This window comes from Aliiroseovarius crassostreae, from assembly GCF_049803815.1.
In the GTDB taxonomy this organism is placed as follows: domain Bacteria; phylum Pseudomonadota; class Alphaproteobacteria; order Rhodobacterales; family Rhodobacteraceae; genus Aliiroseovarius; species Aliiroseovarius crassostreae_A.
This window is the reverse complement of the sequence record NZ_JBNAGI010000001.1, coordinates 1,000,001-1,026,877: the sequence shown is the minus strand read 5'-3', so window position 1 is coordinate 1,026,877 and position 26,877 is coordinate 1,000,001. Positions and strand designations below refer to the sequence as shown.

The following is a 26,877-nucleotide window of genomic DNA, read 5'->3' as shown; positions in this document are numbered from 1 at the left end:
AAGGGGGGCTGGCGCAAAATCCACAGCTTATGTCGTGAATGACGAACTGAAAGAAAGGCGCAGATGCGATATACTGGCCCCTGAAACGGAGAAATTACTATGGCTGATGGGCAAAACATGTCGGGGATTACCTTCACCTTGGACGGGCGCGAAGTGGTTGCGCAAGCGGGCGAAAGCATCTGGGATGTGGCAAAGCGTGAAGGCACGTTGATCCCGCATCTGTGTCACAAGGATGTTCCGAATCTGCGGTCCGATGGCAATTGCCGCGCCTGTGTGGTTGAGATCGAAGGGGAACGCACCCTGGCCGCCTCCTGCATTCGTGAGCCCAGCGAAGGCATGGTTGTGACCACCGACAATGCCCGCGCCACCAAGGCCCGCAAGATGGTGGTGGAACTTTTGGTGGCGGATCAGCCCGAGGAACGCCACGACGCGAACGCCCATTTCTGGGACATGGCCGATCTGAACGGCGTGACCCAAAGCCGTTTCCCGAAACTGGAAGAGGGCCGCGTGCCGCTGCTTGATGACAGCCATGTGGCGATGTCGGTCAACCTGGATGCCTGTATCTCGTGTAACCTTTGCGTTCGTGCCTGCCGCGAAGTGCAGGTCAATGACGTGATCGGCATGGCAGGCCGTGGCCATGACGCCTATCCGACCTTTGACATTGCCGACCCGATGGGGGCCTCGACCTGCGTGGCCTGTGGTGAATGTGTGCAGGCCTGCCCGACCGGCGCGCTGATGCCTGCTCAGGTGAAAGACACAGCGGATTTCGACAAGGAAATTGAAAGCATCTGTCCGTTCTGTGGTGTCGGTTGTCAGGTCAGCCTGAAGGTCAAAGACGACAAGGTGGTTTATGCCGAGGGCATCAACGGCCCGGCCAACGAAGGCCGCCTTTGCGTGAAAGGTCGGTTTGGTTTTGATTATATCAACCACCCACACCGCCTGACCAAGCCGCTCATTCGCAAGGAAGGCGCGCCCAAAGGCCTCAATATTGACCCGGCCAACCCTCTGACCCATTTCCGCGAAGCAAGCTGGGACGAGGCGCTGGATGTGGCGGCCAAGGGCCTGATGCGTCTGCGCGACGAACATGGCGGCGAAGCGGTGGCGGGCTTTGGGTCCGCCAAATGCACCAATGAAGAAGCCTATCTGTTCCAGCGTTTCATCCGCGAAGGCTTCCGCCACAACAATGTCGACCACTGCACCCGTCTGTGCCACGCATCAAGCGTGTCGGCGCTTTTGGAAAATGTCGGGTCGGGCGCGGTGACCGCCACGTTCAACGAGATTGAAAATGCCGATGTGGCGATTGTGATCGGCTCGAACCCGATCGAAAACCACCCGGTTGCCGCGACCTATTTCAAACAGTTCACCAAACGCGGTGGCAAGCTGATTGTGATGGATCCGCGCGGGGTGGGGATGGGGCGTTTTGCGACCCACCGCCTGCTGTTCAAACCCAGCGCTGACGTCTCTATGCTGAACGCGATCATGCATGTGATTGCCGAAGAGGGCCTGCAGGACGACGATTACATCGCCAAACATACCGAAAACTGGGACGCGATGCGCGAGCACCTGAAGGCGTTCTCGCCCGAGGATATGGCCCCGATCTGTGGCGTGCCTGCCGAAGATCTGCGGGCTGCGGCCCGGACCTTTGCCAAGGGCAAAGCCGGGATGATCTTCTGGGGGATGGGCGTCAGCCAGCACACCCACGGCACCGATAACTCGCGCTGCCTGATCGCACTGGCGCTGATGACCGGCAATGTGGGCCGTCCGGGCACGGGTCTGCACCCGCTGCGCGGGCAAAACAACGTACAGGGCGCGTCGGATGCGGGCCTGATCCCGATGTTCTACCCGGATTACAAATCGGTCGAAGATCCGGCCATCCGCGACCAGTATCAGGCGCTGTGGAATGTGGACGGTCTGTCGGATCAAAAGGGTCTGACCGTGGTGGAAATCATGGACGCGGTGCATGATCGCAAGATCAAGGGCATGTATATCCTCGGTGAAAACCCGGCCATGTCCGACCCGGATGTGACTCATGTGCGCGAAGCGCTGGAACGGATGGAATTCCTTGTCTCGCAAGACATTTTCCTGACCGAAACTGCGTCTTACGCGGATGTGGTTCTGCCTGCTGCGGCACTGGCCGAGAAAACCGGCACCACGTCAAACACCAACCGCCAGGTGCAGATGTGTCGCCCGGCCGTGCCGCCTGCAGGCGAGGCGCAGGAAGACTGGTGGATCACCGTTGAACTGGCCAAACGTATGGGCATGGGCTGGCGTTTTGATCACCCCAGCCAGGTGTTTGACGAAATGACCCAGGTCATGCCGTCCCTGAACAACATCACCTGGGATCGTCTGGAAAATGAAAACGCCGTGACCTACCCGTCACTGTCGCCGGAAGATCCCGGCCAGGCCGTCGTGTTTGGTGACAAATTCCCGCGCGCAAATGGCCGCGCCCGTTTTGCACCTGCCAGCATCCTGCCGCCTGCTGAAACCCCGGATGAGGACTACCCGATGATCCTGTCCACCGGGCGTCAGTTGGAGCATTGGCACACCGGATCGATGACCCGCCGTGCCACGGTATTGGATGCAATTGAACCCGAGGCAAACTGTTCGATGAACCCGAAAACCCTGCGCGAGATGGGCGTGCAGCCCGGCGGCATGGTGCGCCTGACCACCCGTCGTGGCTCGGTCGAGGTGATGGCGCGGGCGGATTACGCCATTGCCGAAAACATGGTCTTCCTGCCATTTGCATATGTTGAGGCCGCGGCCAATATGCTGACCAACCCGGCGCTGGACCCCTATGGCAAGATCGCCGAGATGAAGTTTTCGGCGGTACGGGTTGAAAAAGTGGACGAGGAGATTGCGGCGGAGTGATCCACGCATCCCATTGATGTGACATGGAAAACACCCCACGGTCCCGCCGAGGGGTGTTTTTATTTGAATTTATGAATGTGTTAACTGCTTGATCCCTGTTAAGTCTGGCAGGGCGCGCCTGTGGCAGCTTGAATGACAATCCCATTGTGAACAGGAGTGACTACCCTCATGGAGATGACGCAAAACACACCGGCCCTGCGCGCGCTGACCCTGATTGCCGCCACAGCCGCCGCTACGCTGTCCACCACCGGGGTCGGACTGGCCTGGTCGGACAAAACCACCAATGATCGCGACTACAACACGGTGTGCGACTACGTGCCCGAAGCGCAATGTGCCGGCGCCATTCGCATGGATGCGGATATGTCCGGTGTGGACATGACCGATGCGTCGATGACCACAATGCGTCTGGACCGCGCCAACCTGTCGCGCGCCACGTTGGAACGCGCCATCCTGCACATGACCAACCTGGCAGAGGCCGATCTCAGCTTTGCCAATCTGACCGGCGCGCATATGCATGCGGTGAACCTGCAAGGGGCCGACCTGATGATGGCCAACCTGTCGGGCGTCAATCTTCTGGATGCAAATCTGTCTGGGGCCAACCTGTTGGGGGCCAACCTGACCGGTGCCATCCTGATCGAGGCCAAGCTGGACAACGCCACATGGCCGGATGGTCGGATCTGTGCCGAAGGTTCCATTGGCGAGTGCCGCTAAGCGGCTGTCACCGCAGAATAAAACACGAGGTCAGCCCCAGTTGACTTCGCCCAGGAAAATGTAGCCCGCGCCGTAGATCGTTTTGATCAGGCGCGGGTTTTTCGGGTCTTCCTTCAGCTTCGTGCGCAGGCGAGAGATCCGCACATCCATGGCCCGGTCAAAGCTTTCCCCCGCCACGCCACCAAGACTTTCCTGCATCTGCGCGCGGGAAATCAACCGGTTCGGCGCATCCAGAAACAGCCGCAGCACCTCGCCTTCCGCGTGGGAAAAGGTGGTTTCGGTTCCGCTGTCATCCTCCAGAACATACCGGTCGAAATGCGCGGTCCAGCCGTTGAACTGGGCGGTCTGAGAACTGGGCGTGCCAATCTTCTGGCTGCGCAGCCGGGCACGCACGCGGGCGACCACTTCGGCGGGTTCAAAGGGTTTGATGATGTAATCATCCGCGCCCAGTTCCAACCCGGTCACCTTGTCCTGCACCTGGGCGCGGCCCGAGATGATGATGATGGACGCCCCGCTTTCCAGCGCCAGCCGGTGTACCAGGGTCAACCCGTCACGGTCCGGCAAGCCCAGATCCACCAGGCAGACATCGGGGGACATGGAATTCAGCGCGGCCTCAAATTCAGTTGCGCGGGCGAAACTTGCGGTGCGAAATCCAGCCTCTTCCAAAGCGTCCGACAACATGCGCCGGATCTCTGGTTCGTCATCAAGGATGGCGATCATGGGTTGGGTGCTGGGCGGCTGGGTCATGTACGGACCTCCTGCGAGAGGAATGTGGCGAGTTCTCCCTTGGTAAAGGGCTTGTGCAAAACAGGGAAGCCCGCTTTTGCCCGGCGTGGGTCATCGGCGGGCAGGGATGTCATCAAAAGCATCGGGGTATCAACTCCGGCGGCCTTCAGCCCCAACAGAAACTCCGGCCCGGTCTGCGCCCCTTCCAGGATCACGTCGGACAAGATCAACCCGATCCCTTCCAGCGTCATCAGGCCAAGCGCCTCTTCCGCTGAGGTTGCCTCGACCACCTGATGTCCCATATCCACCAGCATTTCCCGCACGGACGTGCGGATATCGGTATTGTCTTCGATCAACAACACAAGGCGGGGGGCGATCGGGCGGGCGGGTTTGCGCAGGGGCAGGCGGATCGATACGATGGCCCCGCCTTCCGGGGCGTTGGAGATCTTAACATGCCCACCGGCCACCGTGGTCTGGTCGTAAACCATCGACAGGCCCAAACCGGAACCATCCCCGCCTTTTGTGGTGAAAAACGGGTCCAGCGCGCGGGTCAGGGCCTCTTCCGTGAAACCGGCCCCCGTGTCCTGCACCCGGAACTCGACCCAGGTTTCGCGGATTGGGCGGGCACATAAGGTGATGCGTCCGGGTCCTGCGCCGATTGCGTGGGTGGCATTGATGATCAGGTTCAAAAGCCCGTCCTGCACCGCGCCTGCATCCAGCACCACGGGGTCCTCAAGATCACTTTGTGTGATGGTCAGTTCCACGCCTTCGGGAAGGGTGGGTTTTGCGAGGATTTCCAACCCCTTGAGAAGATCCGGCACATCGGTCGATTCGAAATGGGCCTCGCGTTTTCCCGATATGGACGCGATTCGTTCCAACAGCGTCCCGCCCCGGCGCACCGCGGCGGTGGTGGCTTGCACCAGTTCTTTTGCCGTGTCGTCAATTGCCATCTGCCCCAGCCGCGATTGCAGGCCAAGGATGATGGTCAAGAGGTTGGAGAAATCATGCGCCACACCTGACGTCAGCTGGGCTGCCAGTTCCCGCTTGCGGGTCTGGGCGAGGGCGGCCCGGGCCTGCGCCTCTTCCGTGATGTCCATCGACAGGATGTAGATCCCGGTGATCTCACCGGTTTCCTCGTCGCGATCCGGGGTCAGCGCCACGCGTATGCGGCGACCTGATCCCTCATGGCTGAACTCGAACACATTGGCTTCGCCTTTAAAGGCCTTCTGAAAATACGGGGAAATCCGGCCGTAGGCTTCTTCCCCCAGCGCCTCGCTGGCGTGCAAGCCAAACAGATCCGTCGGGCGGCCGGGAATCACGCGGCCTAGGCGGCGGTTCGAGAATGTATAGGTTTGGTCCAGGTCGATTCGCGCGATGTGGGCGGGCATCATTTCCGCAGTCAGGCGGGTGCGGCTTTCCATCTCCAAAAGTTCGCGCTTGGTTTCCTCCAGCGCCTTGTTGGTCGAGGCCAGCGCACGGTTGGTCTGGGCCAGTTCCTCGGTGTGGGACAGGACCTGATCGGACAGTTCTTCGGACCGGGCGCGCAAGAGCCCCTCTTGTCGCTTGATATGGGTGATGTCGGTATAAACCGTGACCCATCCGCCTTGTGGCAAGGGATTGCCTTCAACCGAGATCACGCGGCCATTGGCGCGTGTGCGTTCGATGTAATGCGGCACAAAGGCCTTGGCTTGATCGACCCGAGATTGAACAAAGCTATTCAGATCGCCAACCGCCCCGTAATCCCCGCGTTCGGCAAGATGCCGGATCGTGTCGCCGAATTCGGCCCCTGTGCGCACCAGACGGTCGGGCAAATCGAACATATCCTGGAACTGCCGATTGCCGATCACCAGGCGCAATTCACGATCATAAATGGAAAGCGCTTGCTGAATCAGGTTCAGACCAGCCTGGGTAAGGGCAGCGGCTTCTTTGCTGTTTGGCATTTTTCTGCATCCCCTCCGTTGCCCCATCGCTAGCACCACAGGCCCTTGCGGAAAAGGGGTTTGGGGCCAAAACGCGCTGATTAATCAGCTTGTAACAATTCGTAAGGATCTGGAAAAAGTGCCGAAACCTTTGACGACGAGGTTTTTTTCGTCAGGGTTGTCGGCAGGAATCGTCGACAACCGGGCCTTTGGAAGGGCCCACTGCTGAAATGTCGGACAGGCCGACGGTGGGAGGACAATTTGGGACAAGCACAAGCCGCCTCTGGCGCATTCGCTTCTATTCCGGCGCTACTCGCGCGGAACGAGAAGGAATTTGGGAATCGACCGGCCTATCGGGAGAAGGAATTCGGGATCTGGCAAAGCTGGACCTGGGCGGAAGCCGCGGAAGAGATCAGGAATCTCGCGCTGGGGCTGTTGGCCCTGGGCATCGAGCGGGGCGATCACGTGGCCATTATCGGCCGCAACCGCCCGGCCCATTACTGGGGCATGGTGGCCGCGCAGAAAGTGGGCGCCGTACCGGTGCCGCTGTATCAGGACGCCGTGACCGAAGAAATGGAATATGTTCTGGAAAACTGCGGCGCACGGTTCGTGATCTGCGGCGACCAGGAACAGGTCGACAAGGTGATCGAGGTGCAGGAGAGCATCCACGGCATCGATCACGTGATCTACTATGACAAACGCGGTTTGCGGAAATATGACCATTCGCATCTGCATTGGTACAACGACATCCAGGAAGAGGGCCGCGTGGCCCATGCCCGCCTGGAAGACGAGATGGCCAAACGCGAGGCAGAGCTGACCTATGACAGCACCTGCGTGATGCTCTACACCTCGGGCACCACCGGGCGCCCCAAAGGTGTGGTTCTATCGAACCGCAATATCATCGAAAGCGCCAAGAACTCGTGCGAGTTCGACAATCTGGGCAGCAACGAAGACATTCTGGCCTATCTGCCGATGGCATGGGTCGGGGATTTCATCTTCTCGCTGGGTCAGGCCATGTGGACGGGGTTCTGTGTGAACTGCCCGGAAAGCGCCGACACGCTGATGTCGGACCTGCGCGAAATCGGGCCGACCTATTACTTTGCCCCGCCGCGCGTGTTTGAAACGCAGCTGACCAATGTGATGATCCGCATGGAAGACAGCGGCGACCTGAAATACGCGCTGTTCCATCACTTTATGGACTTTGCCAAGCAAGGTGCCGGTGAGAAATTCGGAATGCCGCGTCGAAAGGTGACGACCCAGAAGAAGACGCTGGAACAGAAAATCCGCCACGGGTTCCGCTATGCGATGGGGATTGGCTTTGCGGCTGAGACCATCATCGAAAACGGCATCCGTCTGGGGTTTGCCAAGCTGCGTCATGGCAAGGATGCGCGCAAGCATTTCAAGGCGAAAGACCCGATTGGTCTGAAACTTTATAGCGGCAAGGCGCATGAGTATTTCAAATACCGTTGCGGTGACGTGCTGGTTTATGGCCCGCTGAAAGACACGCTGGGCTTTGGCCGCATCCGTGTGGGATATACCGCCGGTGAAGCGATTGGTCCGGAAATCTTCGAGTTTTACCGCTCGATGGGGATCAACCTGAAACAGCTTTACGGTCAGACCGAAGCCACCGTGTTCATCACCGTGCAGCCTGATGGCGAAGTGCGCAATGACACCGTGGGTGTTCCGGCACCGGGGGTCGAGATCAAGCTGGCGGATAACGGCGAGATCTTCTACCGCTCGCCGGGGACGTTTGTGGAATACTACAACAACCCGGAAAGCACCGCCGACACCAAGGATCCGGAAGGCTGGGTGGCAACCGGTGACGCCGGGTTCTTCGATAAGCAAAACGGCCACCTGCGCATCATCGACCGCGCCAAGGATGTGGGCAAGATGGCCGATGGCCGCCTGTTTGCGCCGAAATATGTCGAGAACAAGCTGAAATTCTACCCCGACATTCTTGAGGCGGTGGTGTTCGGCAATGATCGCGACATGTGTACCGCGTTCATCAATATCGACCTGACCGCCGTGGGCAACTGGGCCGAGCGCAACAACGTGGCTTATGCGTCGTATCAGGAACTCGCGGGTCATCCCGAGGTGCTCTCGACCATCCAGGAACATGTTGAAACGGTGAACAAATCGGTCGCGGAAGACGAGATGTTGTCGGGCTGTCAGATCCATCGCTTCCTGATCCTGCACAAGGAACTGGATGCCGATGACGGTGAAATGACCCGGACCCGGAAAGTGCGCCGCAAGGTTGTCGAGGAGAAATACGCCCCGCTGATCGATGCGCTGTATTCCGGCAAATCCGAGCAGTTCATCGAAACCGAGGTCACCTATGAAGATGGCCGCAAAGGCTCGATCAAAGCCACCCTCCAAATCCGCGATGCGGCTGTGGTTGGCGATGGCACCAAGCAGGGCCAGAAACAGGGAGTGGCGGCAGAATGAGCCTAGATATGAACGCCGACAGCTATGTCACCGAAGACGGGCGCACCATTGGCCCGGTGGTGATGGACCTGAAAAACATCACGCTGCGTTTCGGTGGTGTGGTTGCGATCAAGGACATCAGCTTTAACATCCGCGAAGGCGAGATCCGTGCGATTATCGGCCCGAACGGGGCGGGGAAATCCTCGATGCTGAACGTCATCTCGGGGTTTTACAAACCCCAGGAAGGCGAGGTCTGGTTCCGCGGGTCAAAGCGCCCGCCGATGAAACCCTATCAGGTGGCCCAACAGGGCCTGGCCCGGACCTTCCAGAACATCGCGCTGTTTGACGGCATGACCGTTCTGGACAACATCATGACCGGTCGCCTGAACTATATGAAAACCAACCTGCTGCAGCAGGCCATGTGGTGGGGCAAGGCCGAGAAGGAAGAACTGGCCAACCGCGAGATTTGCGAAAAGGTCATCGACTTTCTTGAGATCCAGCACATCCGCAAAACCCCGGTGGGGCGTCTGCCTTACGGGTTGAAGAAACGGGTGGAACTGGCGCGTGCACTGGCCGCAGAACCGTCGCTGCTTTTGCTCGACGAGCCGATGGCCGGCATGAACGTTGAGGAAAAGGAAGACATGTCGCGCTTCATCCTCGACATGAATGACGAGTTCGGCACCACCATCGCCCTGATCGAACACGATATGGGCGTGGTTATGGACCTGTCCGACCGCGTGGTCGTGATGGATTACGGTAAAAAAATTGGGGACGGCACCCCGGACGAGGTGCGCAACAACCAGGATGTGATCGACGCCTATCTCGGCGTGTCACACGATTAAGGGGGGAGACATGTCTGAACAATTGCTCTTTGCAGCGGAAGTCACCCTGAACGGCCTGATGGCCGGGGTGTTGTATTCGCTCGTCGCACTGGGGTTTGTCTTGATCTTCAAGGCATCCGGTATTTTCAACTATGCCCAAGGGGTTATGGCGCTGTTCGCGGCGTTGACACTGGTCGGCATCCAACAAGGTCAGGTTCCGTTTTCGCACCTGATCAACGCGATCTTCGGCACGGAAATTCACCACTTCCCGTGGCAGGTGCCGTCGATCATCGCAATCATCCTGGCCGCAGGTGTGATGGTGGGCTTTGCCTGGGTGGTAGAGCGCTACATCCTGAAACACCTTGTGGGGCAGCCCGACATCATTCTGTTCATGGCGACCATTGGCCTTGCCTATTTCATGGAAGGGTTCGGGGACATCATGTGGGGGTCCGACATCAAGACGCTCGACGTGGGTCTGCCGCAGGGTCTGAACGAGACGGTTCTTGATGCCACTGACAAGATGTTCGGCTACGGCTTCTTCATCGACAACCTCGATATCGTTGCAGCGGTGGTTGCAGCCCTGCTGGTGGCCGCTCTGACCATCTTCTCGCAATATTCCAAACAAGGCCGGGCGCTGCGCGCTGTGGCGGATGACCACTCGGCAGCCCTGTCGGTTGGGATCTCGCTGCGCTTCATCTGGGTTCTGGTCTGGTCGATTGCGGGCTTTGTGGCCCTGGTGGCCGGCATCATGTGGGGTGCGAAATCGGGCGTTCAGTTTTCGCTGTCGCTGATTGCGCTGAAGGCTCTGCCGGTGCTTATGCTGGGCGGCTTCACCTCGATCCCGGGCGCCATTATCGGCGGTCTGATCATCGGTGTGGGTGAACAGCTTTTCGAATTTGCCATCGGTCCGATGATCGGCGGCGCGACGCAGAACTGGTTCGCCTACGTTCTTGCGCTCGTCTTCCTCATCTTCCGGCCGCAAGGCCTGTTCGGCGAAAAAATCATCGAAAGGGTCTGATCAATGTTTTACCGCGAAGCTGGTGATTTCAAAACGTCCTACCGTGACGACAACCAGACCTTTCCGATCCGACTGGACCGGGCTGGCTATTGGATCGCGATCGCGATTGCCTTCGGGATCATTCCGTTCATCGTGAACGACTACTGGGTGAACTCGATCTTTGCACCGTTCTTCATCTACGCCATTGCGGCGCTGGGGTTGAACATTTTGACCGGGTATGCCGGGCAGGTGTCGCTGGGCACCGGGGGCTTCATGGCGGTGGGCGCTTATGCCTGCTACAAGCTGATGGTGGCCTTCCCCGAGATCAACATCGTGTTTCACGTGCTGATCGCCGGTGGCATCACCGCCGTGGTTGGGGTGCTGTTCGGCCTGCCGTCGCTGCGCATCAAGGGGTTCTACCTTGCCGTGGCCACGCTTGCGTCGCAGTTCTTCCTGATCTGGCTCTTCAACAAGGTGCCGTGGTTCTACAACTACTCGGCCTCCGGTCAGATCAACGCCCCGGAACGGTCCGTGTTCGGGATCGTCGTGACCGGCCCCAACACCGAAGCCTGGGCGAAATACCTGATCTGCCTGATCTTCCTGGTGGCGCTGGCCTGGGTGGCCCGCAACCTGACCCGCGGCATGACCGGCCGTAAGTGGATGGGCATCCGCGACATGGACATCGCGGCCGAGATCATCGGGGTGAACCCGCTGATGGCCAAGATGTCGGCCTTTGCGGTCAGCTCGTTCTTCATCGGCGTGGCCGGGGCCCTGTTCTTCTCGGTCTACCTTGGCGCAGTTGAAGCAGGCGAGAGCTTCGGGATCTCCAAATCGTTCCTGATCCTCTTCATGATCATCATCGGTGGACTGGGGTCGATCTTCGGTTCCTTCGCAGGCGCGGCCTTTATGGTGCTGATGCCGGTGCTTCTGAAGAACGTGCTGGTGGGTGGCCTGGGATGGCCGACCGATCTGGCAGCCCACTTTGAATTCATGATCGTGGGCGGGCTGATCGTGTTCTTCCTGATCGTGGAACCGCATGGCCTGGCGCAACTGTGGCGCCTGACCAAGGAGAAACTGCGTCTGTGGCCGTTCCCACACTAACTGGGGCCTGCCTCTGACGGGGAAACAAGAATTGGCCTTCCGGTCCATGAGGAGCGGATCGGGGGGCTATCACCAAAGTGACCCATAACGGGCACGACAATTTGCTAATCTAGGGAGGAAGCAAATGACCTTTAAGAAAGTAGCAGCGGCATCGGTTGCCGCACTGATGGTGGGCGCCCCGGCAATGGCCGATCTGGTCTTCCCGTCGCTGAGCTATCGCACCGGCCCGTTCGCCGCGGGTGGCATTCCGTATGCTGACGGTTTCGCCGACTACATGACCCTTCTGAACGAACGTGACGGTGGTGTCGGTGGGGTGAAAATCTCGGTGCCGGAATGTGAAACCGCCTATAACACCGAAAAAGGTGTGGAATGCTACGAAGCGACCAAAGGCGAAGGCGCGCTGGCTTATAACCCGCTGTCGACCGGGATCACCTATCAGCTGATCCCGAAAGCAACCGCCGATGACATCCCGCTTTACACCCCCGGTTATGGCCGCACCTCGGCTGCCAACGGCAAAGTGTTCAGCCACGTGTTCAACTTCCCGGCCAACTACTGGAACGGTGCGTCGGCGGCTGTGAACCACCTGCTGGACATCAACGGGGGTGACCTGAAGGGCAAAAAGGTTATCCTGCTGCACTTCAACGGCGCATACGGCAAAGAGCCGATCCCGACCCTGACCAAACTGGGCGAAAAGCACGGCTTTGACTTCAGCGCCATCCCGGTTGACTACCCGGGTCAGGAGCAGAAATCGCAGTGGCTGCAAATCCGCCGCGAACGTCCCGACTATGTTGTGTTCTGGGGCTGGGGCGTGATGAACCAGGTGGCCATTCAGGAAGCTGGCAACATCCGTTTCCCGCTGGAAAACATGATCGGCGTATGGTGGTCGGGTGCTGAGCACGACGTGAAACCGGCTGGCGACGCGGCAACCGGCTACAAGGCTGTGGCCTTCCACGGTGTGGGCTCGGATTACCCGGTGTTTGACGACATCCAGAAATACGTTGTGGATGCGGGCAAAGCTGCCGGCAACGGCGACAACGTGGGTTCGGTGATCTACAACCGCGGCGTTTACGCGGCGATGATGCTGGCCGAAGCTGCCCGCAAAGCGCAGGAAATCCACGGTGTGACCGACATCACCTCGGGTCAGATGCGTGATGGTCTGGAACAGCTGGAAATCACCGATGCCCGCATGAAAGAGCTGGGCATGGAAGGGTTTGGTCCCGCGTTCAAAGTGACCTGTGAAAACCACGGTGGCCCCGGCACCGCTGCGATCTCGCAGTGGGATGCTGCCAAAGGCACCTGGTCGCTGATCTCGGACTTTGGTCCGTCGGACATGGAAGTCATCCAGCCGCTGATCGACGCGGATTCGATGGCCTACGCTGCCGAAAACAACATCGCCGAGCGCTGCAACTAAGCGCCCGCGTGAAAGACAGGTTCGGGCCATACGGCCCGGACCATCCCACGAACGATTAGGTTAAGGACGACCCAATATGCTGGACGCCGCTAAAACCCAAGAGAACCTGCTTGAGGTCAACAATATCGAGGTGATCTACAATCACGTGATCCTCGTTCTGAAAGGTGTAAGCCTCTCGGTTCCAAAGGGCGGCATCACCGCGCTTCTGGGCGGGAATGGGGCCGGTAAAACCACCACACTCAAGGCCATTTCAAACCTGCTTCAGGCTGAACGGGGCGAAGTGACCAAGGGCACCATCGACCATATGGGCGAAAATATCGCCGAGCTGAACCCGGCCGCGCTGGTGAAGCGCGGTGTCATCCAGGTGATGGAAGGTCGTCACTGTTTCGAACACCTGACCGTCGAAGAAAACCTGTTGACCGGGTCCTATACCCGCACCGATGGCCGTGCCGAAATCGCCAAAGACCTGGAAATGGTTTACGATTATTTCCCGCGTCTCAAGGAACGCCGCAAATCGCAGGCGGGTTATACCTCGGGCGGCGAACAGCAGATGGTGGCCATGGGCCGCGCATTGATGTCGCGCCCCGACATGATCTTGCTGGACGAACCCTCGATGGGTTTGGCCCCACAGCTGGTGGAACAGATCTTCGAGATCGTGAAGAAGGTGAACGAACAAGAAGGCGTGACCTTCCTGCTCGCCGAACAGAACACCAACGTGGCGCTGAAATACGCCCATTACGGTTACATTCTGGAAAACGGCCGCATCGTGATGGACGGCCCCGCCGCCGAACTGCGCGAAAACCCGGATGTGAAGGAATTCTATCTCGGCATGTCCGACGAAGGACGCAAGAGCTTCCGTGACGTGCGGTCCTACCGTCGTCGTAAGCGTTGGCTGGCCTGATCGCCGCCACCGCCACCTGAACAGTAGCAATTTGCCGACAGGTTGTCGGCTCAGACAAGAGGTTTCACTCATGTCCAAGTATTTTGACGCGCTGGAAACCCGTTCCGCAGATGAACGCGCCGCATCGCTGGCTGCGTCTCTGCCGGTACAAATCGCCCGCGCACAGGCCCTTGCGGGCTATGGGGAAAGCCTCAAGGGGGTGGATGCGGCCAGCATCACCTCGGTCGCGGATCTGGCGTCCCTGCCGGTGTTGCGCAAATCCGAGATCGGCAAAGCGCAGGGCGCAGATGGGCCGCTCGGGGGCTATGCCACCCTGCCGACCCACAAGTTCGCCCATATCTTCCAATCCCCAGGTCCGATCTACGAACCGGGCGGGGTGGATCATGACTGGTGGCGCATGGGGCGTTTTCTGAATGCTTGCGGCATCGGCGAAGGCGATATTGTTCAGAACTGTTTCGGCTATCACCTGACACCGGCTGGCATGATCTTTGAAAACGGCGCGCGCGCCGTGGGGGCCGCCGTGGTGCCCGCGGGCGTGGGCCAGACCGAGCTTCAGGTCCGCGCTGCGGCTGACATTGGCACCACCGCCTATGCTGGCACGCCGGACTACCTGAAGATCATTCTGGACCGGGCCGATGCCGATGGCATCAAGCTCAAGATCACCAAGGCCGCCGTGGGTGGCGGGGCGCTGTTCCCATCCCTGCGCCAGGAATACGCCGATCGTGGCATCACCTGCCTGCAAAGCTATGCCACCGCCGACCTGGGCAACGTGGCCTATGAAAGTGATGCGATGGAAGGCATGATCGTGGATGAAGGCGTGATCGTCGAAATCGTCCGCCCCGGCACCGGGGATCCCGTGGCGCCGGGTGAAGTGGGCGAAGTGGTCGTGACCACGCTCAACCCCGACTACCCGCTCATTCGCTTTGCCACCGGCGACCTGTCGGCCGTCATGGCGGGCGACAGCCCCTGTGGCCGCACCAATATGCGCATCAAAGGCTGGATGGGCCGCGCGGACCAGACCGCCAAAATCAAGGGCATGTTCGTGCGCCCGGAACAGGTGGCTGACTTTGTTGCCAAACACACGGACGTGGCCAAGGCCCGCGTTGTGGCCACCCGCGAAGGCGAAATGGATGCGATGACCGTACAGGTGGAAACCGATGCCACTGACCCGGCCCCCTATGCCAAATCCGTGGCCGAGACCCTGAAACTCAAGGGCAAGATCGAAATCGTCGCCAAGGGCAGCCTGCCCAACGATGGTGTCGTGATCGAAGACCAACGCGTCTACGACTGATCCCGGGCGCGGCGCGCACGTCGCGTCCCCGCAAAAGATTCCCCGTCAGGAATATCTTCCTCCTGATGAACTGGGCCGAGCTTCGTCTCGGCCCTTTTTTTTGATGCGCTGCAATTCCCCGCGCTTATTTTCTAATCGCAAATATCCTGGGGTGAGCGAGCTTGTCTCGCGAGGGGCAAAGCCCCTGATAGGCTCACAGCGTGAGCCACCAGTTGCGCGTTTGAGCGTAAGCGAAAGCGCCCTGCGGACCCGTGCCCCAAAAGAAAAAGCCGCCCCGAAGGACGGCCTTTCAAAATGTCGCTTGACTGAAGCCAGGACGCCGGGATTAACCCTGACGTGCCTTGAAGCGGCGCTGCGTTTTGTTGATCACATAAACGCGGCCTTTACGGCGCACCACGCGGCAATCGCGGTGGCGGTTTTTCAGCGAGCGGAGCGAGTTACGAACTTTCATGTCCTATCTCCTTCAACGCGGCGCTGCGGATTGCGCCTTGTGCTTCATTTTACCTGCGCCATCATTGGGTTTCCCCTCTGGTTCGGCACGGGCGGTTCATGGTGGGCGATACTGGGATCGAACCAGTGACCCCTTCGATGTCAACGAAGTGCTCTACCGCTGAGCTAATCGCCCTGAATTCCTATCCAAAACAGGGTTTTCACCCCGTCTCAAACAACACAACGCGGGAAACCCCGCGTCGGTCCCGTCCCTATAAAAGGAGTCGGCGCAGGACGCAAGGGCTTTTGGTCAGAGTTTTTTTGCCTTTATATGTAAAGACAAGACCATCCAACATGAGAGCCAATGCAGACCGATCCATACACGCTTTTTCAGCCAAGTGAACGCGAAACCTGTGTCGTGTTCGCCTCGCCCCATTCCGGGCGGGCCTATGACTGGTCGTTTCTGCAAAACTCGATCCTGGATGAACGGACAATCCGGTCATCAGAAGATGCTTATGTGGATATGCTGTTTGGCTCGGTGCCCCAATATGGTGCGCCGTTGTTGGCGGCAAATGCGCCACGGGCCTATGTGGATCTAAACCGCGGAGCAGAGGAACTGGACCCGGCGCTGGTCAGCGGGGTGCGGCGACAGGCCTTGAATGCCCGCATTTCATCCGGCCTCGGCGTGATCCCCCGCGTGGTGGCAGGTGCGCGCCCGATCTATCGCGGCAAGATCAGCATGGCCGAGGCGCAACATCGGCTGAACACCATTTGGTTTCCCTATCACAACCGTTTGAAACAGGTGTTGACCCAAAGCCAACAGATGTTTGGACAGGCGGTGCTGATTGATTGCCACTCGATGCCGCATGAGGCGGTCCGGTCAACCACGCGCAACGGGGTCAGGCCCGAGATTGTCCTGGGGGATCGCCACGGGGCATCCGCCTCGCAAGAGGTGGTGGATCAGGTGGCCGAGGCCTTTCGTGATGCGGGTTTTGTTGTGGCCCGCAATGCGCCCTTTGCCGGCGCGTTCATTACCCAACACTATGGTCGCCCGACCCGAAATCAGCATGTCGTGCAGGTGGAAATCGACCGCTCTCTTTATATGAATGAAAGCCTGATCCGCCCCAATGGCCAGTTCAACACCGTGCAGGCGCGGCTTGAAAAAGTGGTTGCCAGAATATGCCAGATGGGGCGGGATCAACGGCAATTGGCTGCGGAGTAACGACTCCGGCTATTTCCGAAGCGCGCGCCCCTTGATGATCAGATCTTTGCCAAAGCGGGCCCGGATTTCGTCCGTGGCTTTTTCCGCGGCCCGTCGTTTCGGCGCTTGCGGGTCCAGCAGGTCATCCGACAGATCCGCAGCCTCATCGCTGACGATATCGCTGATCCCCACGCCGATCAGCCGAAACGGCCCTTCGCTCAGCGCCTTGTCCAGCAGTGGCCGGGCGGTGCGATAGATCCGGTCGGCGGATTGAGTGCTGTCGCCCAGGCTGACCCGACGGCTCAGCGCCGCATGATTGGCGCGTTTCAGTTTCAATGTGACCACGCGCCCGGCCTTCCCCTTGGCCTTGGCGCGATCCGCCACTTGTTCGGCCAGCCGCCACAGGTGCCCGTCCAGAATATCAATCGCCATCGTGTCTTCGAAAAACGTGGTTTCCTTGGAAATGGATTTGACCGGCGCATGGGCGGAGACCCGACGGTGGTCTTCGCCGCGGGCAAGATGATAAAGCCGCATCCCCATGCTGCCGAACCGCGCCACCAGATCGTCCTGCTCCCAACGCAAAAGGTCGGTAAAGGTGCGAATGCCCGCGCGTTCCAGCTGCGCCTGCCCGGCAGGGCCAACCCCCCAGATCATCCGCACCGGCTTGTCACGCAGAAACGCCATCGTTTCCTCTTTGCCGATCACTGAAAAGCCACGGGGTTTGTCGAGATCGGAGGCCACTTTGGCAAGGAACTTATTGTGGCTGAGACCAATGGATCCGGTCAGTCCCAGTTCATCTTTCATGCGCTTCACCAGCCCGGCCAGCATCGCGGCAGGCGGTCTTCCGTGCAATTTCGACGTGCCGGTCATATCCAGAAATGCCTCGTCCAGCGAAAGCGGCTCAATTGACGGGGTCAGCTCGTCCATCATCGCGCGGATCTGTTTGGACACCGCGGCGTAATGGCTGCCGCGCGGTTTGATCACCACCGCATCCGGGCACAGTTTCAGCGCCTGAAACATCGGCATGGCGGATTTCACGCCCCGGATGCGCGCCACATAACAGGCGGTGGACACCACGCCGCGCCGCCCGCCACCGATGATTACCGGCTTGTCGGCAAGCTCGGGATTGTCGCGTTTTTCCACAGAGGCGTAAAACGCGTCGCAATCCATATGGGCGATGGTCAGGTCGAAAAGCTCGGGGTGTGATGTCACCTGCGGGCTATGACAGGACGGGCAACGCAACCGCCGCGCTGGGGCGGGCGGGCTGTCAAATGTGGTCAGGCAGGATCGGCACAGGCTGGGCATGGCCATATCTTAGAACAAACCGGGAAGATGCAAAAGGTGATCAAAGGTCCGACATGTCGACCTTGCGGTTGAAAATTCCTGCTTTTCCCCCATATGTTTTTGAAAATCAAAATTGGTTTCAACGCGAGGATAGACATGGGCGACATTATTAACGGGCTAGGTGGCGGCAATATTGTTTTGCTGGTTCTGGCCGCTTTCCTGATCCTGACGGTTCTCAAAGGTGTCCGGATTGTTCCGCAAAGTCAGAAATTTGTGGTCGAGCGCTTTGGGCGTTTGCAAAGTGTGCTTGGGCCGGGGATCAACTTTATTGTGCCCTTCCTGGATGTTGTGCGGCACAAAGTGTCGATCCTTGAACGTCAGTTGCCCACCAACTCGCAGGATGCCATCACCTCGGATAACGTTCTGGTGCAGGTGGATACCTCGGTGTTCTATCGCATTCTGGAGCCGGAAAAGACCGTTTATCGGATCCGCGACGTGGATGCGGCCATTGCGACAACCGTGGCCGGGATCGTGCGCGCCGGCATTGGTGAGATGGAGCTGGACGAGGTGCAATCAAACCGCCAGCAGCTGATTGCGCGGATCAAGCAACAGGTTGCGGATGCGGTGGATGACTGGGGCATTGAAGTGACCCGGGCGGAAATCCTCGACGTGAACCTTGATGCGGCGACCCGCGAAGCGATGTTGCAGCAGCTGAATGCCGAACGTGCCCGTCGGGCACAGGTGACAGAGGCGGAAGGCAAACGCCGCGCGGTGGAACTTTCGGCTGATGCAGAGCTTTATGCGGCGCAAAAAGAGGCAGAGGCGCGCCGGATCTCGGCGGATGCCGAAGCCTATGCCACGCAGGTTGTGGCCAAGGCGATCAAGGAAAACGGCATTGAGGCCGCGCAATACCAAGTGGCCCTCAAGCAGGTCGAAGCCCTGACCGCGGTGGGCAGCGGGGAAGGCAAGCAGACCGTGCTTTTGCCGGCCCATGCGCTGGATGCTTTCGGTGACGCGTTCAAACTGTTGAAAGGAAAACCCTGATGCTCTGGCATGAATGGTGGATCTGGGCGGCGGGTGCCATCGCCCTTGTCATCCTTGAGATGATGATCCCCGGTTTTGTCTTCCTGGGCTTTGCCATTGGCGCTGCCGTGGTGGCGCTTTTGGTGCTGATTGGCCCGTCGATCGGCCTGCCGGCATTGCTGGTGGTGTTTGGCGCCGTGTCCGTGGTGGCATGGTTGATCATGCGCCGCGCCTTTGGGGTGCGGGATGGGCAGTCGAAGAAATTCGACAAGGACATCAACGAATTATGAGAACAGGGCCCTGAGGGGCCCGTTCCTTTCGGTCAGCTCAGCTTTTTTCAGGGCAGATTTTTGCGCAGCGCCTGCGGAGAGCTCAGCTCAGCCAAAATCGCTTCGGCGGCCTTTCGCGGGTTTTCCGCGTTGCGGATCGGTCGGCCCACCACGATGTGATCCACCCCGTCTGCAATGGCTTGGGCGGGCGTGGCGATGCGTTTTTGATCACCAAGCGCGGCTCCGGCCGGACGGACGCCGGGGGTGACGATCAGCTTGCCCTCAGCTTCAGGAAGGGCACGGATCAGGGCCGCCTCTTGCGGCGAAGCAATCACCCCATCCGCACCGGCCTCCATCGCGCGTGCCGCACGTTCCAGCACCAGATCCTGCACCTCACCGGCTTTGATCAGGCTGGCATCCAGATCGGCGCGGTCCAGTGACGTCAGGATGGTCACGGCCAGGATCTTCATATCCGTCGCCCCTTTGCCTTCCTGCGCGGCGCGCACCACATGCGGGTCGCCATGCACGGTCAGGAAATCCAGATCAAACTGCGCCAGCCCCCGCACCGCGGCCTCGACCGTATTGCCGATGTCAAACAGCTTCATATCGAGGAAGATCTTCTTGCCATGCTCGGACTTGAGCTCATTGGCCAGCGCCAGCCCCCCACCGGTCAGCATTCCCAGCCCGATCTTGTAGAAATTCACCGCCTCTCCCAACTCTCCCGCGAGGTTCAGACCCTCCAAGGCGTTGGGCACATCAAGGGCAACAATCAAACGGTCATCCGCTTTGGGGGGGGCTTTGGTGGTCATGGCTGGCTCCTTTGTTCCCGCCTCTCCTACTGCGCAGCCGAGCCAAAGGCAAATGTGGATAGGGGGATCAGGTCACAAGCGTGATGTTTTGCGCCACGAAGGCGTCGTTTTCTGACAGATATGCGCAATCGGGAAGGCGGCGGGCCTGACGAAGCGCCTCTCGCGCCAGGGTGGTCAGATGATCATCATGCGCCAAATCTGCCGCGTTTTCGATCCGGCACAGGAATTGCGCGCGCGTGGTGTCGCCGCTTTCGACATGCTCCAGAACCATCACCACGGAACCGCTTAACCGGTTGTCTTTGGCGCATTGAGTCAGACTGGAAATGGTAATGGATTTAATCATCATGGCCCCTCGCATGATTTGAAAATGGTGGCAATCTGTCGCCGCGATAAGGGTAATTTTCTGACCCAATTCCCCACGAGTTCCCGGCCCTTGCATTCAACCGCAAGGATGCCCATTTGATCTGTGAGGCCCGAAGCAACGGTGTGCCGCACAGGTGGGCACCAGACACACGGGCGCTTTGAGAAGGAGAATGATATGGACGTATCAAAGTTCACCGAGCGGTCGCGTGGGTTTATTCAGGCCGCCCAGACCATCGCCATGCGCGAAAACCACCAACGTCTTGTTCCCGAACATGTTTTGAAGGCCCTTCTGGATGATGAAGAAGGGATGAGCGCCAACCTGATCCGCAAGGCAGGTGGGGCACCCGAACGCGTGGTTGCGGCGCTTGACGACCGGATGGCGAAACTGCCGAAAGTGTCGGGCGAAGGTGCCCAGGTTTACATGGACAACTCAATCGCGGTGCTGGTCGATGAGGCCGGCAAACTGGCGAAACAGGCTGGCGACAGCTTTGTGCCCGTGGAACGCCTGCTGACCGCTTTGGCCGTGGTGAAATCCAAGGCGCGCGACGCGCTGGAAGCAGGCGGCGTGGATGCCAAATCGCTGAACGCTGCGATCAATGACCTGCGCCAGGGCCGCACGGCGGACAGCGCCAGCGCCGAAGACAGTTATGAGGCGCTGAACAAATACGCCCGCGACCTGACGGAAGCGGCGCGTGAAGGCAAGATTGACCCGATCATTGGGCGGGACGAAGAAATTCGCCGTTCGATGCAGGTTCTGTCGCGCCGGACCAAGAACAACCCGGTTCTGATCGGGGAGCCCGGCGTGGGGAAAACCGCGATTGCCGAGGGGCTTGCGCTGCGGATCATCAATGGCGACGTGCCGGAAAGCCTGCGCAACAAACGTCTGCTGGCGCTGGATATGGGCGCGCTGATTGCCGGTGCGAAATACCGTGGCGAGTTCGAAGAGCGGCTGAAGGCCGTCTTGAACGAGGTGACCGCGGCTGCCGGCGAAATCATCCTTTTCATCGACGAGATGCACACGCTGGTCGGTGCCGGGAAATCGGACGGCGCGATGGATGCGGCCAACCTGATCAAGCCGGCGCTTGCGCGCGGCGAGCTGCATTGTGTGGGCGCGACCACGTTGGATGAATACCGCAAATACGTGGAAAAAGACGCGGCGCTTGCTCGTCGGTTCCAGCCGGTAATGGTGCAGGAGCCCACGGTCGAAGACACCGTGTCGATCCTGCGCGGCATCAAGGAAAAGTACGAGCTGCACCACGGGGTGCGAATCTCGGACAGTGCTTTGGTGGCCGCGGCCACGCTGTCGCATCGCTATATCACCGACCGCTTCCTGCCCGACAAGGCGATTGACCTTGTGGACGAAGCCGCCAGCCGTCTGCGCATGGAAGTCGACAGCAAACCCGAAGAACTGGATGCGCTGGATCGTCAGATCATGCAGATGCAGATCGAGGGGGAGGCGCTGAAGCTTGAGGATGACAAAGCGTCGAAGGACCGGCTTGAAAAGCTGGAACAGGAGCTGAGCGAGCTGCAGGAGAAATCCGCTGCGATGACCGCGCAATGGCAAGCCGAACGCGACAAGCTGGAAGGCGCGCGTGCGCTGAAAGAGCACCTCGACAAAGCGCGCGCCGAGCTGGACATCGCCAAGCGTGATGGCAACCTGGCCCGCGCGGGGGAACTGTCTTACGGCATCATTCCGGATCTGGAGAAGAAACTGGAAAGCGCCGAGGACACTGACAGCGACATGATGGTCGAAGAGGCCGTACGCCCGGAGCAGATCGCAAGCGTCGTCGAACGCTGGACGGGGATCCCGACCTCGAAAATGCTGGAAGGCGAGCGCGAAAAACTCCTGCGTATGGAAGAGGATCTGCACAAGCGGGTCATCGGCCAGCATTCGGCCGTCACCGCGCTGTCCAACGCCGTGCGTCGTGCGCGCGCCGGTCTGAACGACGAAAACCGTCCGCTGGGATCGTTCCTGTTCCTGGGGCCAACCGGTGTCGGGAAAACCGAACTGACCAAGGCCGTGGCCGAGTTTCTGTTTGACGATGACAGTGCGATGGTGCGCATCGATATGTCGGAGTTCATGGAGAAACACGCGGTGGCCCGTCTGATCGGCGCCCCTCCGGGCTATGTCGGCTATGACGAAGGCGGTGTTCTGACCGAAGCCGTGCGGCGGCGCCCTTATCAGGTGGTGCTGTTTGACGAGGTCGAAAAGGCGCATCCGGATGTGTTCAACGTGCTGTTGCAGGTCTTGGATGACGGGGTGCTGACCGATGGTCAGGGCCGCACCGTGGACTTCAAACAGACGCTGATCATCCTGACGTCAAACCTTGGCGCGCAGGCGCTGAGCCAGTTGCCGGACGGGGCGGATGCTTCGGACGCGCGACGCGACGTGATGGACGCGGTTCGGGCGCATTTCCGCCCCGAGTTCCTGAACCGTCTGGACGAGACGATCATCTTTGACCGTCTGGGCCGCGCGGATATGGACGGCATCGTCGAGATCCAGCTGAAGCGTTTGGAAAAACGTCTGGCGCGCCGGAATATCTCGCTTGATCTGGATGAGGGCGCGATGAAATGGCTGGCCGATGAAGGCTATGATCCGGTCTTTGGCGCCCGTCCGCTGAAGCGTGTGATCCAGCGTGCGCTTCAAGACCAACTGGCCGAGATGCTGTTGTCAGGTGACGTGATGGATGGCGACACGATCACGGTCACCGCCGGCAGCGAAGGTCTGATCATCGGCGACCGGGTGGGAAATACCAACCGCAAACCGCCACAGGATGCCGTGGTGCATTGATCTAAAAGCAACAGGAACGGAGCCCGCTTTCGCAGCGGGCTCTTTTCTTTTATGGGACGGGGTCAGGGTTAAGTCGTTTATCGGACTGAGAATTGGGCAGAAAAGGAATTGGGCATGAAGTGGCAACAGCTTCTGAACACCGAACGATGGGACGACAAGGGCAAGGCCGAGGATCCGGCGCGCCCGCATTATGTGGTGGACGCGGATCGCATCACCTTTTCCGCCCCGTTTCGGCGTTTGGCCAACAAGACGCAGGTCCACCCGATGCATGACAATGATCACCTGCGCCACAGGATGATCCATTCCGAGGAGGTGGCGTCGGTGGGGCGCACCCTTGGCACCCAGATCGGTCATTGGCTGGTGGGGGAGGGGCATCTTCAGCCCGGCGAAGAACACAAGTTGGCCGGGATTGTCCACGCCGCCTGTCTGGCCCATGACATCGGCAATCCGCCCTTTGGCCATTCCGGCGAAAACTCGATTGGCGCGTGGTGCCGCGAAAACCTGCGGGCCGGGCAGGGGGTGTTCAACGGGATTGGCGAGGCGAAGTGGGAAGAGTTTTGCAAGTTCGAAGGCAACGCCCAGGGGTTTCGCATCCTCACCCGGTTGGAAATGTACCGCAATCAGGGGGGTATGTGCCTGTCCCATGCCGCGTTGGGGGCGTTCATGAAATACCCGATGGGGGCGGGAACGTCGAAGGCGCTTCAATCGGCGCCGGGGCCGCTTTATGTTGGGGCCAAGAAGTTTGGCTTTTTCGAATGTGAACGCGCACTTTACGAAAAATCGGCACAGGCGTTGGGATTGATCGAAGAGATCGGTCCCGATGGGCAGACCTGGTGGCGGCGTCATCCATTGGTGTTTCTGGTCGAGGCGGCGGATGACATTTGTTATAACATCGTGGACCTGGAAGACGGGTTCACTGCGGGCGATCTGCCCTTTGATCAGGTGGTGGGCCTGTTGGATCCCATCGCGTTCAACACCAATCGGGATCAGTCAGCCTATACCGATTTCGAAAAGATTTCGTATTTGCGCGCGCGTGCCATCGGCGGCGCGATTGCCGCCTGCGTCGAGGCCTTCAAGACGCATCACGACGCGATCCTGGCGGGCACCTATTCCGGATCGCTGATTGCAAGCTCCGACAAGGCGCGCGAATTTGCAGCGATCAAGTCGATGGCGAACGCACAGCTTTTCACCGCGCCGCGCAAGACCAAGCTTGAAGTGTATGGGCGCAATGTGGTGCGCGAAGTGTTGCAGGGGATCCGTCCGGTCTTTGATGCCCTGAAGGAGCAGAACTGGGATCAGGACAAATTGCCGGAATACGAACGACAGCTGGTGCGCGCCATCCATCTGGATCTGCGCGACATTACCGACAGTTATTCCGCGCTGCACGCCATGACCGATTACGTATCCGGCATGACGGACCGCTATGCGGTTGAAGTGTCCAAGATGTTGTCCGGCACGTAGGGCAGTCCCAAAACCTCCCCCAAGCCCAACCCACAAAATGCCCCCGCCGATTTGCACCGGCGGGGGCGGTTTTTTGTGAGTGGCAGGAATGAAATTGGGGGGGGTAGGGAATTACATGTCTGTGGGGATCAGGCCTGCCTCCTGTGCTGCGGTCAGTTCTTCGGCGCTCAGCGTGCCGTTGTCATCAGTGTCAGCCTGCGAAAACGTGTCGGTGCTGACGCCGTCATGCACGGCAACCAGTTCTTCCATGGTGATCTGACCGTCTTCATTGGCGTCAATGGCGGTCTCAGCCATGGCGAAGCCAGTGCCGGTGGCCAGGACAAGGGCAGCGATGGAAAGCGTTTTCATTGGTTAATCTCCGTTATGTATTCCGTGAGTGGTTCATGCGCCCCATGTGGGACACGAGCACATCAAGCCTTGGAAAAACCGCAGCCACATCCCCGAATTGGGAAATGTCCTGTTTTGGGCAGGGCTTTGCGAAAAGGCGCACCACCATCAGGCGAGAAACCGCAGATGCAAATCGCCCTCATCCCAAACGGCGGAGCCTGTCTCATGCCCGGGGCGCAATCTGGCAAGAGCCCGCGCAATATGGGGGGGCGCCGGGTATTGGCACGAAAATGCTGACTCTTTTCAAACTGCGGATTCGGGGATGTTCGGGGTCAGGCGCGCGAATGTTACAATTCTCCAACGCGGACGTGAGGTGATGTGCTTTGGCAGAAATGGCCCGATGCACTACTTAAGGTGCAACAGAAATTAAAGGGTGCGCCGATGGCTTACACGTCCAAACTCAAATACTCCGATGTCACGCCCAAGGCGGATTTCCTGAACCGTCGTCAATTGATGGGGGGGATGGGGGCCTTGGCGCTGGGGTCGGTTGCGGGGCCGGCAATCGCAGCGGGCAAATATTCGACCGACGCGAAACCGAACACCTTTGAAGAGATCAGCAGCTATAACAACTTTTATGAGTTCGGGACCGGCAAGGGCGACCCGGTGGCCAATGCGCAACGCCTGACCACGGACCCGTGGGCGGTGCAGATCGACGGGATGGTGGACCGCCCCGGCAGCTATGATCTGGCAGACATCCTGGCCAATGTGAATATCGAGGAACGCATCTATCGCTTCCGCTGTGTCGAAGCCTGGTCGATGGTGGTCCCTTGGAATGGGTTTGAGCTGAATCAGCTGCTGACCATGGCCGGTGTGCAGCCCGGTGCAAAATATGTGGCCTTTGAAACGCTGGTGCGCCCCGAAGAAATGCCCGGCCTGCGCGGAAGCGGGATTGAGTGGCCCTATCGCGAAGGTCTGCGTCTGGACGAGGCGATGCATCCGCTGACCCTGATGGCAACCGGGCTTTACGGAAAGGAGCTGCCGAAACAAAACGGCGCGCCACTGCGCCTGGTGGTGCCGTGGAAATACGGGTTCAAGTCGATCAAATCGATTGTGCGGGTGACGCTCACCGACAAGGAACCGCCGACCACCTGGAACATGCTGCAACCGCGCGAGTATGGGTTCTATTCCAATGTGAACCCCAACGTGTCGCATCCGCGCTGGTCGCAGGCCACCGAACGCAAAATCGGAGGTGGGCTGTTTGCCAAACGCCAAGAGACCCTGATGTTCAATGGCTATGAAGAAGAGGTCGCAAGCCTGTATGATGGCATGGACCTGAAGGCGAACTTCTGACCATGGCCGAACGGCATTCGATCCTGACCTGCCCGCAATGCGGGCATAAGGTGAAAGAGGAAATGCCGCTTGATGCCTGTCTGTTCTTTTACCAGTGCAAAGGGTGTGAAGAGGTGTTGCGCCCAAAACCCGGAGACTGCTGTGTGTTTTGTTCCTACGGCACCGTGCCATGCCCACCCATCCAAGACGGAAAGGAGTGCTGTTCATGACCATCGTTGATCATCTGAACCGCGCCTCTCGCCGTGTGCCGATCTGGGCCGTCTATGCACTGGGTGCCCTGCCGCCCTTTTGGTTCCTGTATCTGGGGTTGACCGGCGGGCTGGGGGTGGAACCGATCAAAGCGCTGGAGCATGAACTGGGCGAGCTTGGTCTGCAAGCAATGATCCTTGGCTTTGCTGTC

24 protein-coding genes and 1 tRNA gene (1 of these 25 running past the window's edge) are annotated in these 26,877 nt (G+C 59.4%); 17 read left to right on the top strand and 8 right to left on the bottom strand.

Annotation, left to right across the window (positions count from 1 at the left end; genetic code table 11):
- The first annotated feature begins 117 nt into the window (after positions 1-117).
- Entirely contained in the window at positions 118-2,868 is a 2,751-nt protein-coding gene (fdhF, locus tag ACP15V_RS05115) for a formate dehydrogenase subunit alpha (protein ID WP_424942727.1), read from the top strand.
- A gap of 168 nt (positions 2,869-3,036) precedes the next feature.
- Positions 3,037-3,579, top strand: a complete 543-nt coding sequence (locus ACP15V_RS05110) for a pentapeptide repeat-containing protein (RefSeq protein ID WP_424942582.1) — start codon at positions 3,037-3,039, stop codon at positions 3,577-3,579.
- A gap of 30 nt (positions 3,580-3,609) precedes the next feature.
- Here the strand turns inward: ACP15V_RS05110 and ACP15V_RS05105 are convergent, their stop codons facing one another.
- Both ACP15V_RS05105 and ACP15V_RS05100 read right to left on the bottom strand, forming a co-directional pair.
- A complete protein-coding gene (locus tag ACP15V_RS05105; protein ID WP_424942581.1) occupies positions 3,610-4,326 on the bottom strand; it encodes a response regulator transcription factor in 717 nt (238 codons plus the stop codon).
- Positions 4,323-6,245, bottom strand: coding sequence for a PAS-domain containing protein (locus ACP15V_RS05100; protein ID WP_424942580.1), 1,923 nt, complete (start codon positions 6,243-6,245; stop codon positions 4,323-4,325). Before ACP15V_RS05100 ends, ACP15V_RS05105 begins: the two co-directional genes overlap by 4 nt.
- Before the next feature lie 240 nt (positions 6,246-6,485).
- Here ACP15V_RS05100 and ACP15V_RS05095 point away from each other — a divergent pair, with 240 nt between their 5' ends.
- The 7 genes from ACP15V_RS05095 (at position 6,486) to ACP15V_RS05065 (ending at position 15,170) form a co-directional block, all read left to right on the top strand.
- On the top strand, positions 6,486-8,669 hold the full coding sequence (locus ACP15V_RS05095; protein ID WP_424942579.1) for an AMP-binding protein: 2,184 nt from the start codon (positions 6,486-6,488) through the stop codon (positions 8,667-8,669).
- Positions 8,666-9,490, top strand: a complete 825-nt coding sequence (locus ACP15V_RS05090; protein WP_424942578.1) for an ABC transporter ATP-binding protein — start codon at positions 8,666-8,668, stop codon at positions 9,488-9,490. Before ACP15V_RS05095 ends, ACP15V_RS05090 begins: the two co-directional genes overlap by 4 nt.
- Before the next feature lie 10 nt (positions 9,491-9,500).
- A complete protein-coding gene (locus tag ACP15V_RS05085) occupies positions 9,501-10,487 on the top strand; it encodes a branched-chain amino acid ABC transporter permease (protein WP_424942577.1) in 987 nt (328 codons plus the stop codon).
- Positions 10,488-10,490: 3 nt separating this feature from the next.
- A complete protein-coding gene (locus ACP15V_RS05080) occupies positions 10,491-11,567 on the top strand; it encodes a branched-chain amino acid ABC transporter permease (RefSeq protein ID WP_424942576.1) in 1,077 nt (358 codons plus the stop codon).
- A 124-nt stretch (positions 11,568-11,691) separates the two neighbouring features.
- Complete coding sequence (locus ACP15V_RS05075; protein ID WP_424942575.1) at positions 11,692-12,978, top strand: ABC transporter substrate-binding protein; 1,287 nt, start codon at positions 11,692-11,694, stop codon at positions 12,976-12,978.
- Between the two features lie 76 nt (positions 12,979-13,054).
- Positions 13,055-13,879, top strand: coding sequence for an ABC transporter ATP-binding protein (locus tag ACP15V_RS05070; protein WP_424942574.1), 825 nt, complete (start codon positions 13,055-13,057; stop codon positions 13,877-13,879).
- Positions 13,880-13,949: 70 nt separating this feature from the next.
- On the top strand, positions 13,950-15,170 hold the full coding sequence (locus tag ACP15V_RS05065) for a phenylacetate--CoA ligase family protein (protein WP_424942573.1): 1,221 nt from the start codon (positions 13,950-13,952) through the stop codon (positions 15,168-15,170).
- Positions 15,171-15,495: 325 nt separating this feature from the next.
- Here the strand turns inward: ACP15V_RS05065 and ykgO are convergent, their stop codons facing one another.
- Together ykgO and ACP15V_RS05055 are read right to left on the bottom strand one after the other, a co-directional pair.
- Entirely contained in the window at positions 15,496-15,621 is a 126-nt protein-coding gene (ykgO, locus tag ACP15V_RS05060; protein WP_005850168.1) for a type B 50S ribosomal protein L36, read from the bottom strand.
- Between the two features lie 99 nt (positions 15,622-15,720).
- Positions 15,721-15,795 (bottom strand) — tRNA-Val (locus ACP15V_RS05055).
- Positions 15,796-15,963: 168 nt separating this feature from the next.
- Between ACP15V_RS05055 and ACP15V_RS05050 the strand changes: the two genes are divergently transcribed.
- Positions 15,964-16,821 carry an N-formylglutamate amidohydrolase gene (locus tag ACP15V_RS05050; RefSeq protein ID WP_424942572.1) on the top strand — a complete coding sequence of 286 codons (858 nt, stop codon included), beginning with the start codon at positions 15,964-15,966 and terminating at the stop codon, positions 16,819-16,821.
- Positions 16,822-16,830: 9 nt separating this feature from the next.
- On the opposite strand, the gene ACP15V_RS05045 is transcribed toward ACP15V_RS05050, so the two are convergent.
- A complete protein-coding gene (locus tag ACP15V_RS05045) occupies positions 16,831-18,105 on the bottom strand; it encodes a DNA polymerase IV (RefSeq protein ID WP_424942726.1) in 1,275 nt (424 codons plus the stop codon).
- 135 nt (positions 18,106-18,240) lie between these two features.
- On the opposite strand from ACP15V_RS05045, the gene ACP15V_RS05040 reads away from it, so the two are divergent.
- Together ACP15V_RS05040 and ACP15V_RS05035 are read left to right on the top strand one after the other, a co-directional pair.
- Positions 18,241-19,128 carry an SPFH domain-containing protein gene (locus ACP15V_RS05040; protein ID WP_424942571.1) on the top strand — a complete coding sequence of 296 codons (888 nt, stop codon included), beginning with the start codon at positions 18,241-18,243 and terminating at the stop codon, positions 19,126-19,128.
- Complete coding sequence (locus tag ACP15V_RS05035) at positions 19,128-19,397, top strand: NfeD family protein (RefSeq protein WP_424942570.1); 270 nt, start codon at positions 19,128-19,130, stop codon at positions 19,395-19,397. Before ACP15V_RS05040 ends, ACP15V_RS05035 begins: the two co-directional genes overlap by 1 nt.
- A 47-nt stretch (positions 19,398-19,444) precedes the next feature.
- On the opposite strand, the gene pyrF is transcribed toward ACP15V_RS05035, so the two are convergent.
- Both pyrF and ACP15V_RS05025 read right to left on the bottom strand, forming a co-directional pair.
- Positions 19,445-20,185: an orotidine-5'-phosphate decarboxylase gene (gene pyrF, locus ACP15V_RS05030; RefSeq protein WP_424942569.1), complete on the bottom strand. Its 741-nt coding sequence runs from the start codon at positions 20,183-20,185 to the stop codon at positions 19,445-19,447.
- A 67-nt stretch (positions 20,186-20,252) separates the two neighbouring features.
- Positions 20,253-20,528, bottom strand: a complete 276-nt coding sequence (locus tag ACP15V_RS05025; protein WP_424942568.1) for a hypothetical protein — start codon at positions 20,526-20,528, stop codon at positions 20,253-20,255.
- A 195-nt stretch (positions 20,529-20,723) separates the two neighbouring features.
- Between ACP15V_RS05025 and clpB the strand changes: the two genes are divergently transcribed.
- Complete coding sequence (gene clpB / locus ACP15V_RS05020) at positions 20,724-23,339, top strand: ATP-dependent chaperone ClpB (protein ID WP_424942567.1); 2,616 nt, start codon at positions 20,724-20,726, stop codon at positions 23,337-23,339.
- A 114-nt stretch (positions 23,340-23,453) separates the two neighbouring features.
- Positions 23,454-24,800, top strand: coding sequence for a dGTP triphosphohydrolase (gene dgt, locus ACP15V_RS05015; protein ID WP_424942566.1), 1,347 nt, complete (start codon positions 23,454-23,456; stop codon positions 24,798-24,800).
- A gap of 111 nt (positions 24,801-24,911) precedes the next feature.
- Here the strand turns inward: dgt and ACP15V_RS05010 are convergent, their stop codons facing one another.
- Complete coding sequence (locus ACP15V_RS05010) at positions 24,912-25,148, bottom strand: hypothetical protein (RefSeq protein WP_424942565.1); 237 nt, start codon at positions 25,146-25,148, stop codon at positions 24,912-24,914.
- A 420-nt stretch (positions 25,149-25,568) separates the two neighbouring features.
- Here ACP15V_RS05010 and msrP point away from each other — a divergent pair, with 420 nt between their 5' ends.
- The 3 genes in view from msrP to msrQ are tightly spaced (at most 2 nt apart) and all read left to right on the top strand, a layout consistent with a single transcriptional unit that may run on beyond the window.
- Complete coding sequence (gene msrP / locus ACP15V_RS05005; protein WP_424942564.1) at positions 25,569-26,477, top strand: protein-methionine-sulfoxide reductase catalytic subunit MsrP; 909 nt, start codon at positions 25,569-25,571, stop codon at positions 26,475-26,477.
- A 2-nt stretch (positions 26,478-26,479) separates the two neighbouring features.
- On the top strand, positions 26,480-26,686 hold the full coding sequence (locus ACP15V_RS05000; RefSeq protein ID WP_424942563.1) for a GDCCVxC domain-containing (seleno)protein: 207 nt from the start codon (positions 26,480-26,482) through the stop codon (positions 26,684-26,686).
- Positions 26,683-26,877: the 5' end (the start) of a protein-methionine-sulfoxide reductase heme-binding subunit MsrQ gene (gene msrQ, locus ACP15V_RS04995; protein ID WP_424942562.1), read on the top strand. Its footprint extends 429 nt past the window's final position; 195 of the gene's 624 nt are visible here — the first part of the coding sequence; its start codon is at positions 26,683-26,685; the stop codon falls past the right edge of the window. The genes ACP15V_RS05000 and msrQ overlap by 4 nt, the downstream gene beginning before the upstream one ends.

Bases quoted from the DNA above. Each gene is read 5' to 3' on its own strand.
- fdhF (WP_424942727.1), top strand. From the start codon at position 118: ATGTCGGGGATTACCTTCACCTTGGACGGGCGCGAAGTGGTTGCGCAA.
- ACP15V_RS05110 (WP_424942582.1), top strand. From the start codon at position 3,037: ATGGAGATGACGCAAAACACACCGGCCCTGCGCGCGCTGACCCTGATT.
- ACP15V_RS05105 (WP_424942581.1), bottom strand. From the start codon at position 4,326: ATGACCCAGCCGCCCAGCACCCAACCCATGATCGCCATCCTTGATGAC.
- ACP15V_RS05100 (WP_424942580.1), bottom strand. From the start codon at position 6,245: ATGCCAAACAGCAAAGAAGCCGCTGCCCTTACCCAGGCTGGTCTGAAC.
- ACP15V_RS05090 (WP_424942578.1), top strand. From the start codon at position 8,666: ATGAGCCTAGATATGAACGCCGACAGCTATGTCACCGAAGACGGGCGC.
- ACP15V_RS05085 (WP_424942577.1), top strand. From the start codon at position 9,501: ATGTCTGAACAATTGCTCTTTGCAGCGGAAGTCACCCTGAACGGCCTG.
- ACP15V_RS05080 (WP_424942576.1), top strand. From the start codon at position 10,491: ATGTTTTACCGCGAAGCTGGTGATTTCAAAACGTCCTACCGTGACGAC.
- ACP15V_RS05075 (WP_424942575.1), top strand. From the start codon at position 11,692: ATGACCTTTAAGAAAGTAGCAGCGGCATCGGTTGCCGCACTGATGGTG.
- ACP15V_RS05070 (WP_424942574.1), top strand. From the start codon at position 13,055: ATGCTGGACGCCGCTAAAACCCAAGAGAACCTGCTTGAGGTCAACAAT.
- ACP15V_RS05065 (WP_424942573.1), top strand. From the start codon at position 13,950: ATGTCCAAGTATTTTGACGCGCTGGAAACCCGTTCCGCAGATGAACGC.
- ykgO (WP_005850168.1), bottom strand. From the start codon at position 15,621: ATGAAAGTTCGTAACTCGCTCCGCTCGCTGAAAAACCGCCACCGCGAT.
- ACP15V_RS05050 (WP_424942572.1), top strand. From the start codon at position 15,964: ATGCAGACCGATCCATACACGCTTTTTCAGCCAAGTGAACGCGAAACC.
- ACP15V_RS05045 (WP_424942726.1), bottom strand. From the start codon at position 18,105: ATGCCCAGCCTGTGCCGATCCTGCCTGACCACATTTGACAGCCCGCCC.
- ACP15V_RS05040 (WP_424942571.1), top strand. From the start codon at position 18,241: ATGGGCGACATTATTAACGGGCTAGGTGGCGGCAATATTGTTTTGCTG.
- ACP15V_RS05035 (WP_424942570.1), top strand. From the start codon at position 19,128: ATGCTCTGGCATGAATGGTGGATCTGGGCGGCGGGTGCCATCGCCCTT.
- pyrF (WP_424942569.1), bottom strand. From the start codon at position 20,185: ATGACCACCAAAGCCCCCCCCAAAGCGGATGACCGTTTGATTGTTGCC.
- ACP15V_RS05025 (WP_424942568.1), bottom strand. From the start codon at position 20,528: ATGATTAAATCCATTACCATTTCCAGTCTGACTCAATGCGCCAAAGAC.
- clpB (WP_424942567.1), top strand. From the start codon at position 20,724: ATGGACGTATCAAAGTTCACCGAGCGGTCGCGTGGGTTTATTCAGGCC.
- dgt (WP_424942566.1), top strand. From the start codon at position 23,454: ATGAAGTGGCAACAGCTTCTGAACACCGAACGATGGGACGACAAGGGC.
- ACP15V_RS05010 (WP_424942565.1), bottom strand. From the start codon at position 25,148: ATGAAAACGCTTTCCATCGCTGCCCTTGTCCTGGCCACCGGCACTGGC.
- msrP (WP_424942564.1), top strand. From the start codon at position 25,569: ATGGCTTACACGTCCAAACTCAAATACTCCGATGTCACGCCCAAGGCG.
- ACP15V_RS05000 (WP_424942563.1), top strand. From the start codon at position 26,480: ATGGCCGAACGGCATTCGATCCTGACCTGCCCGCAATGCGGGCATAAG.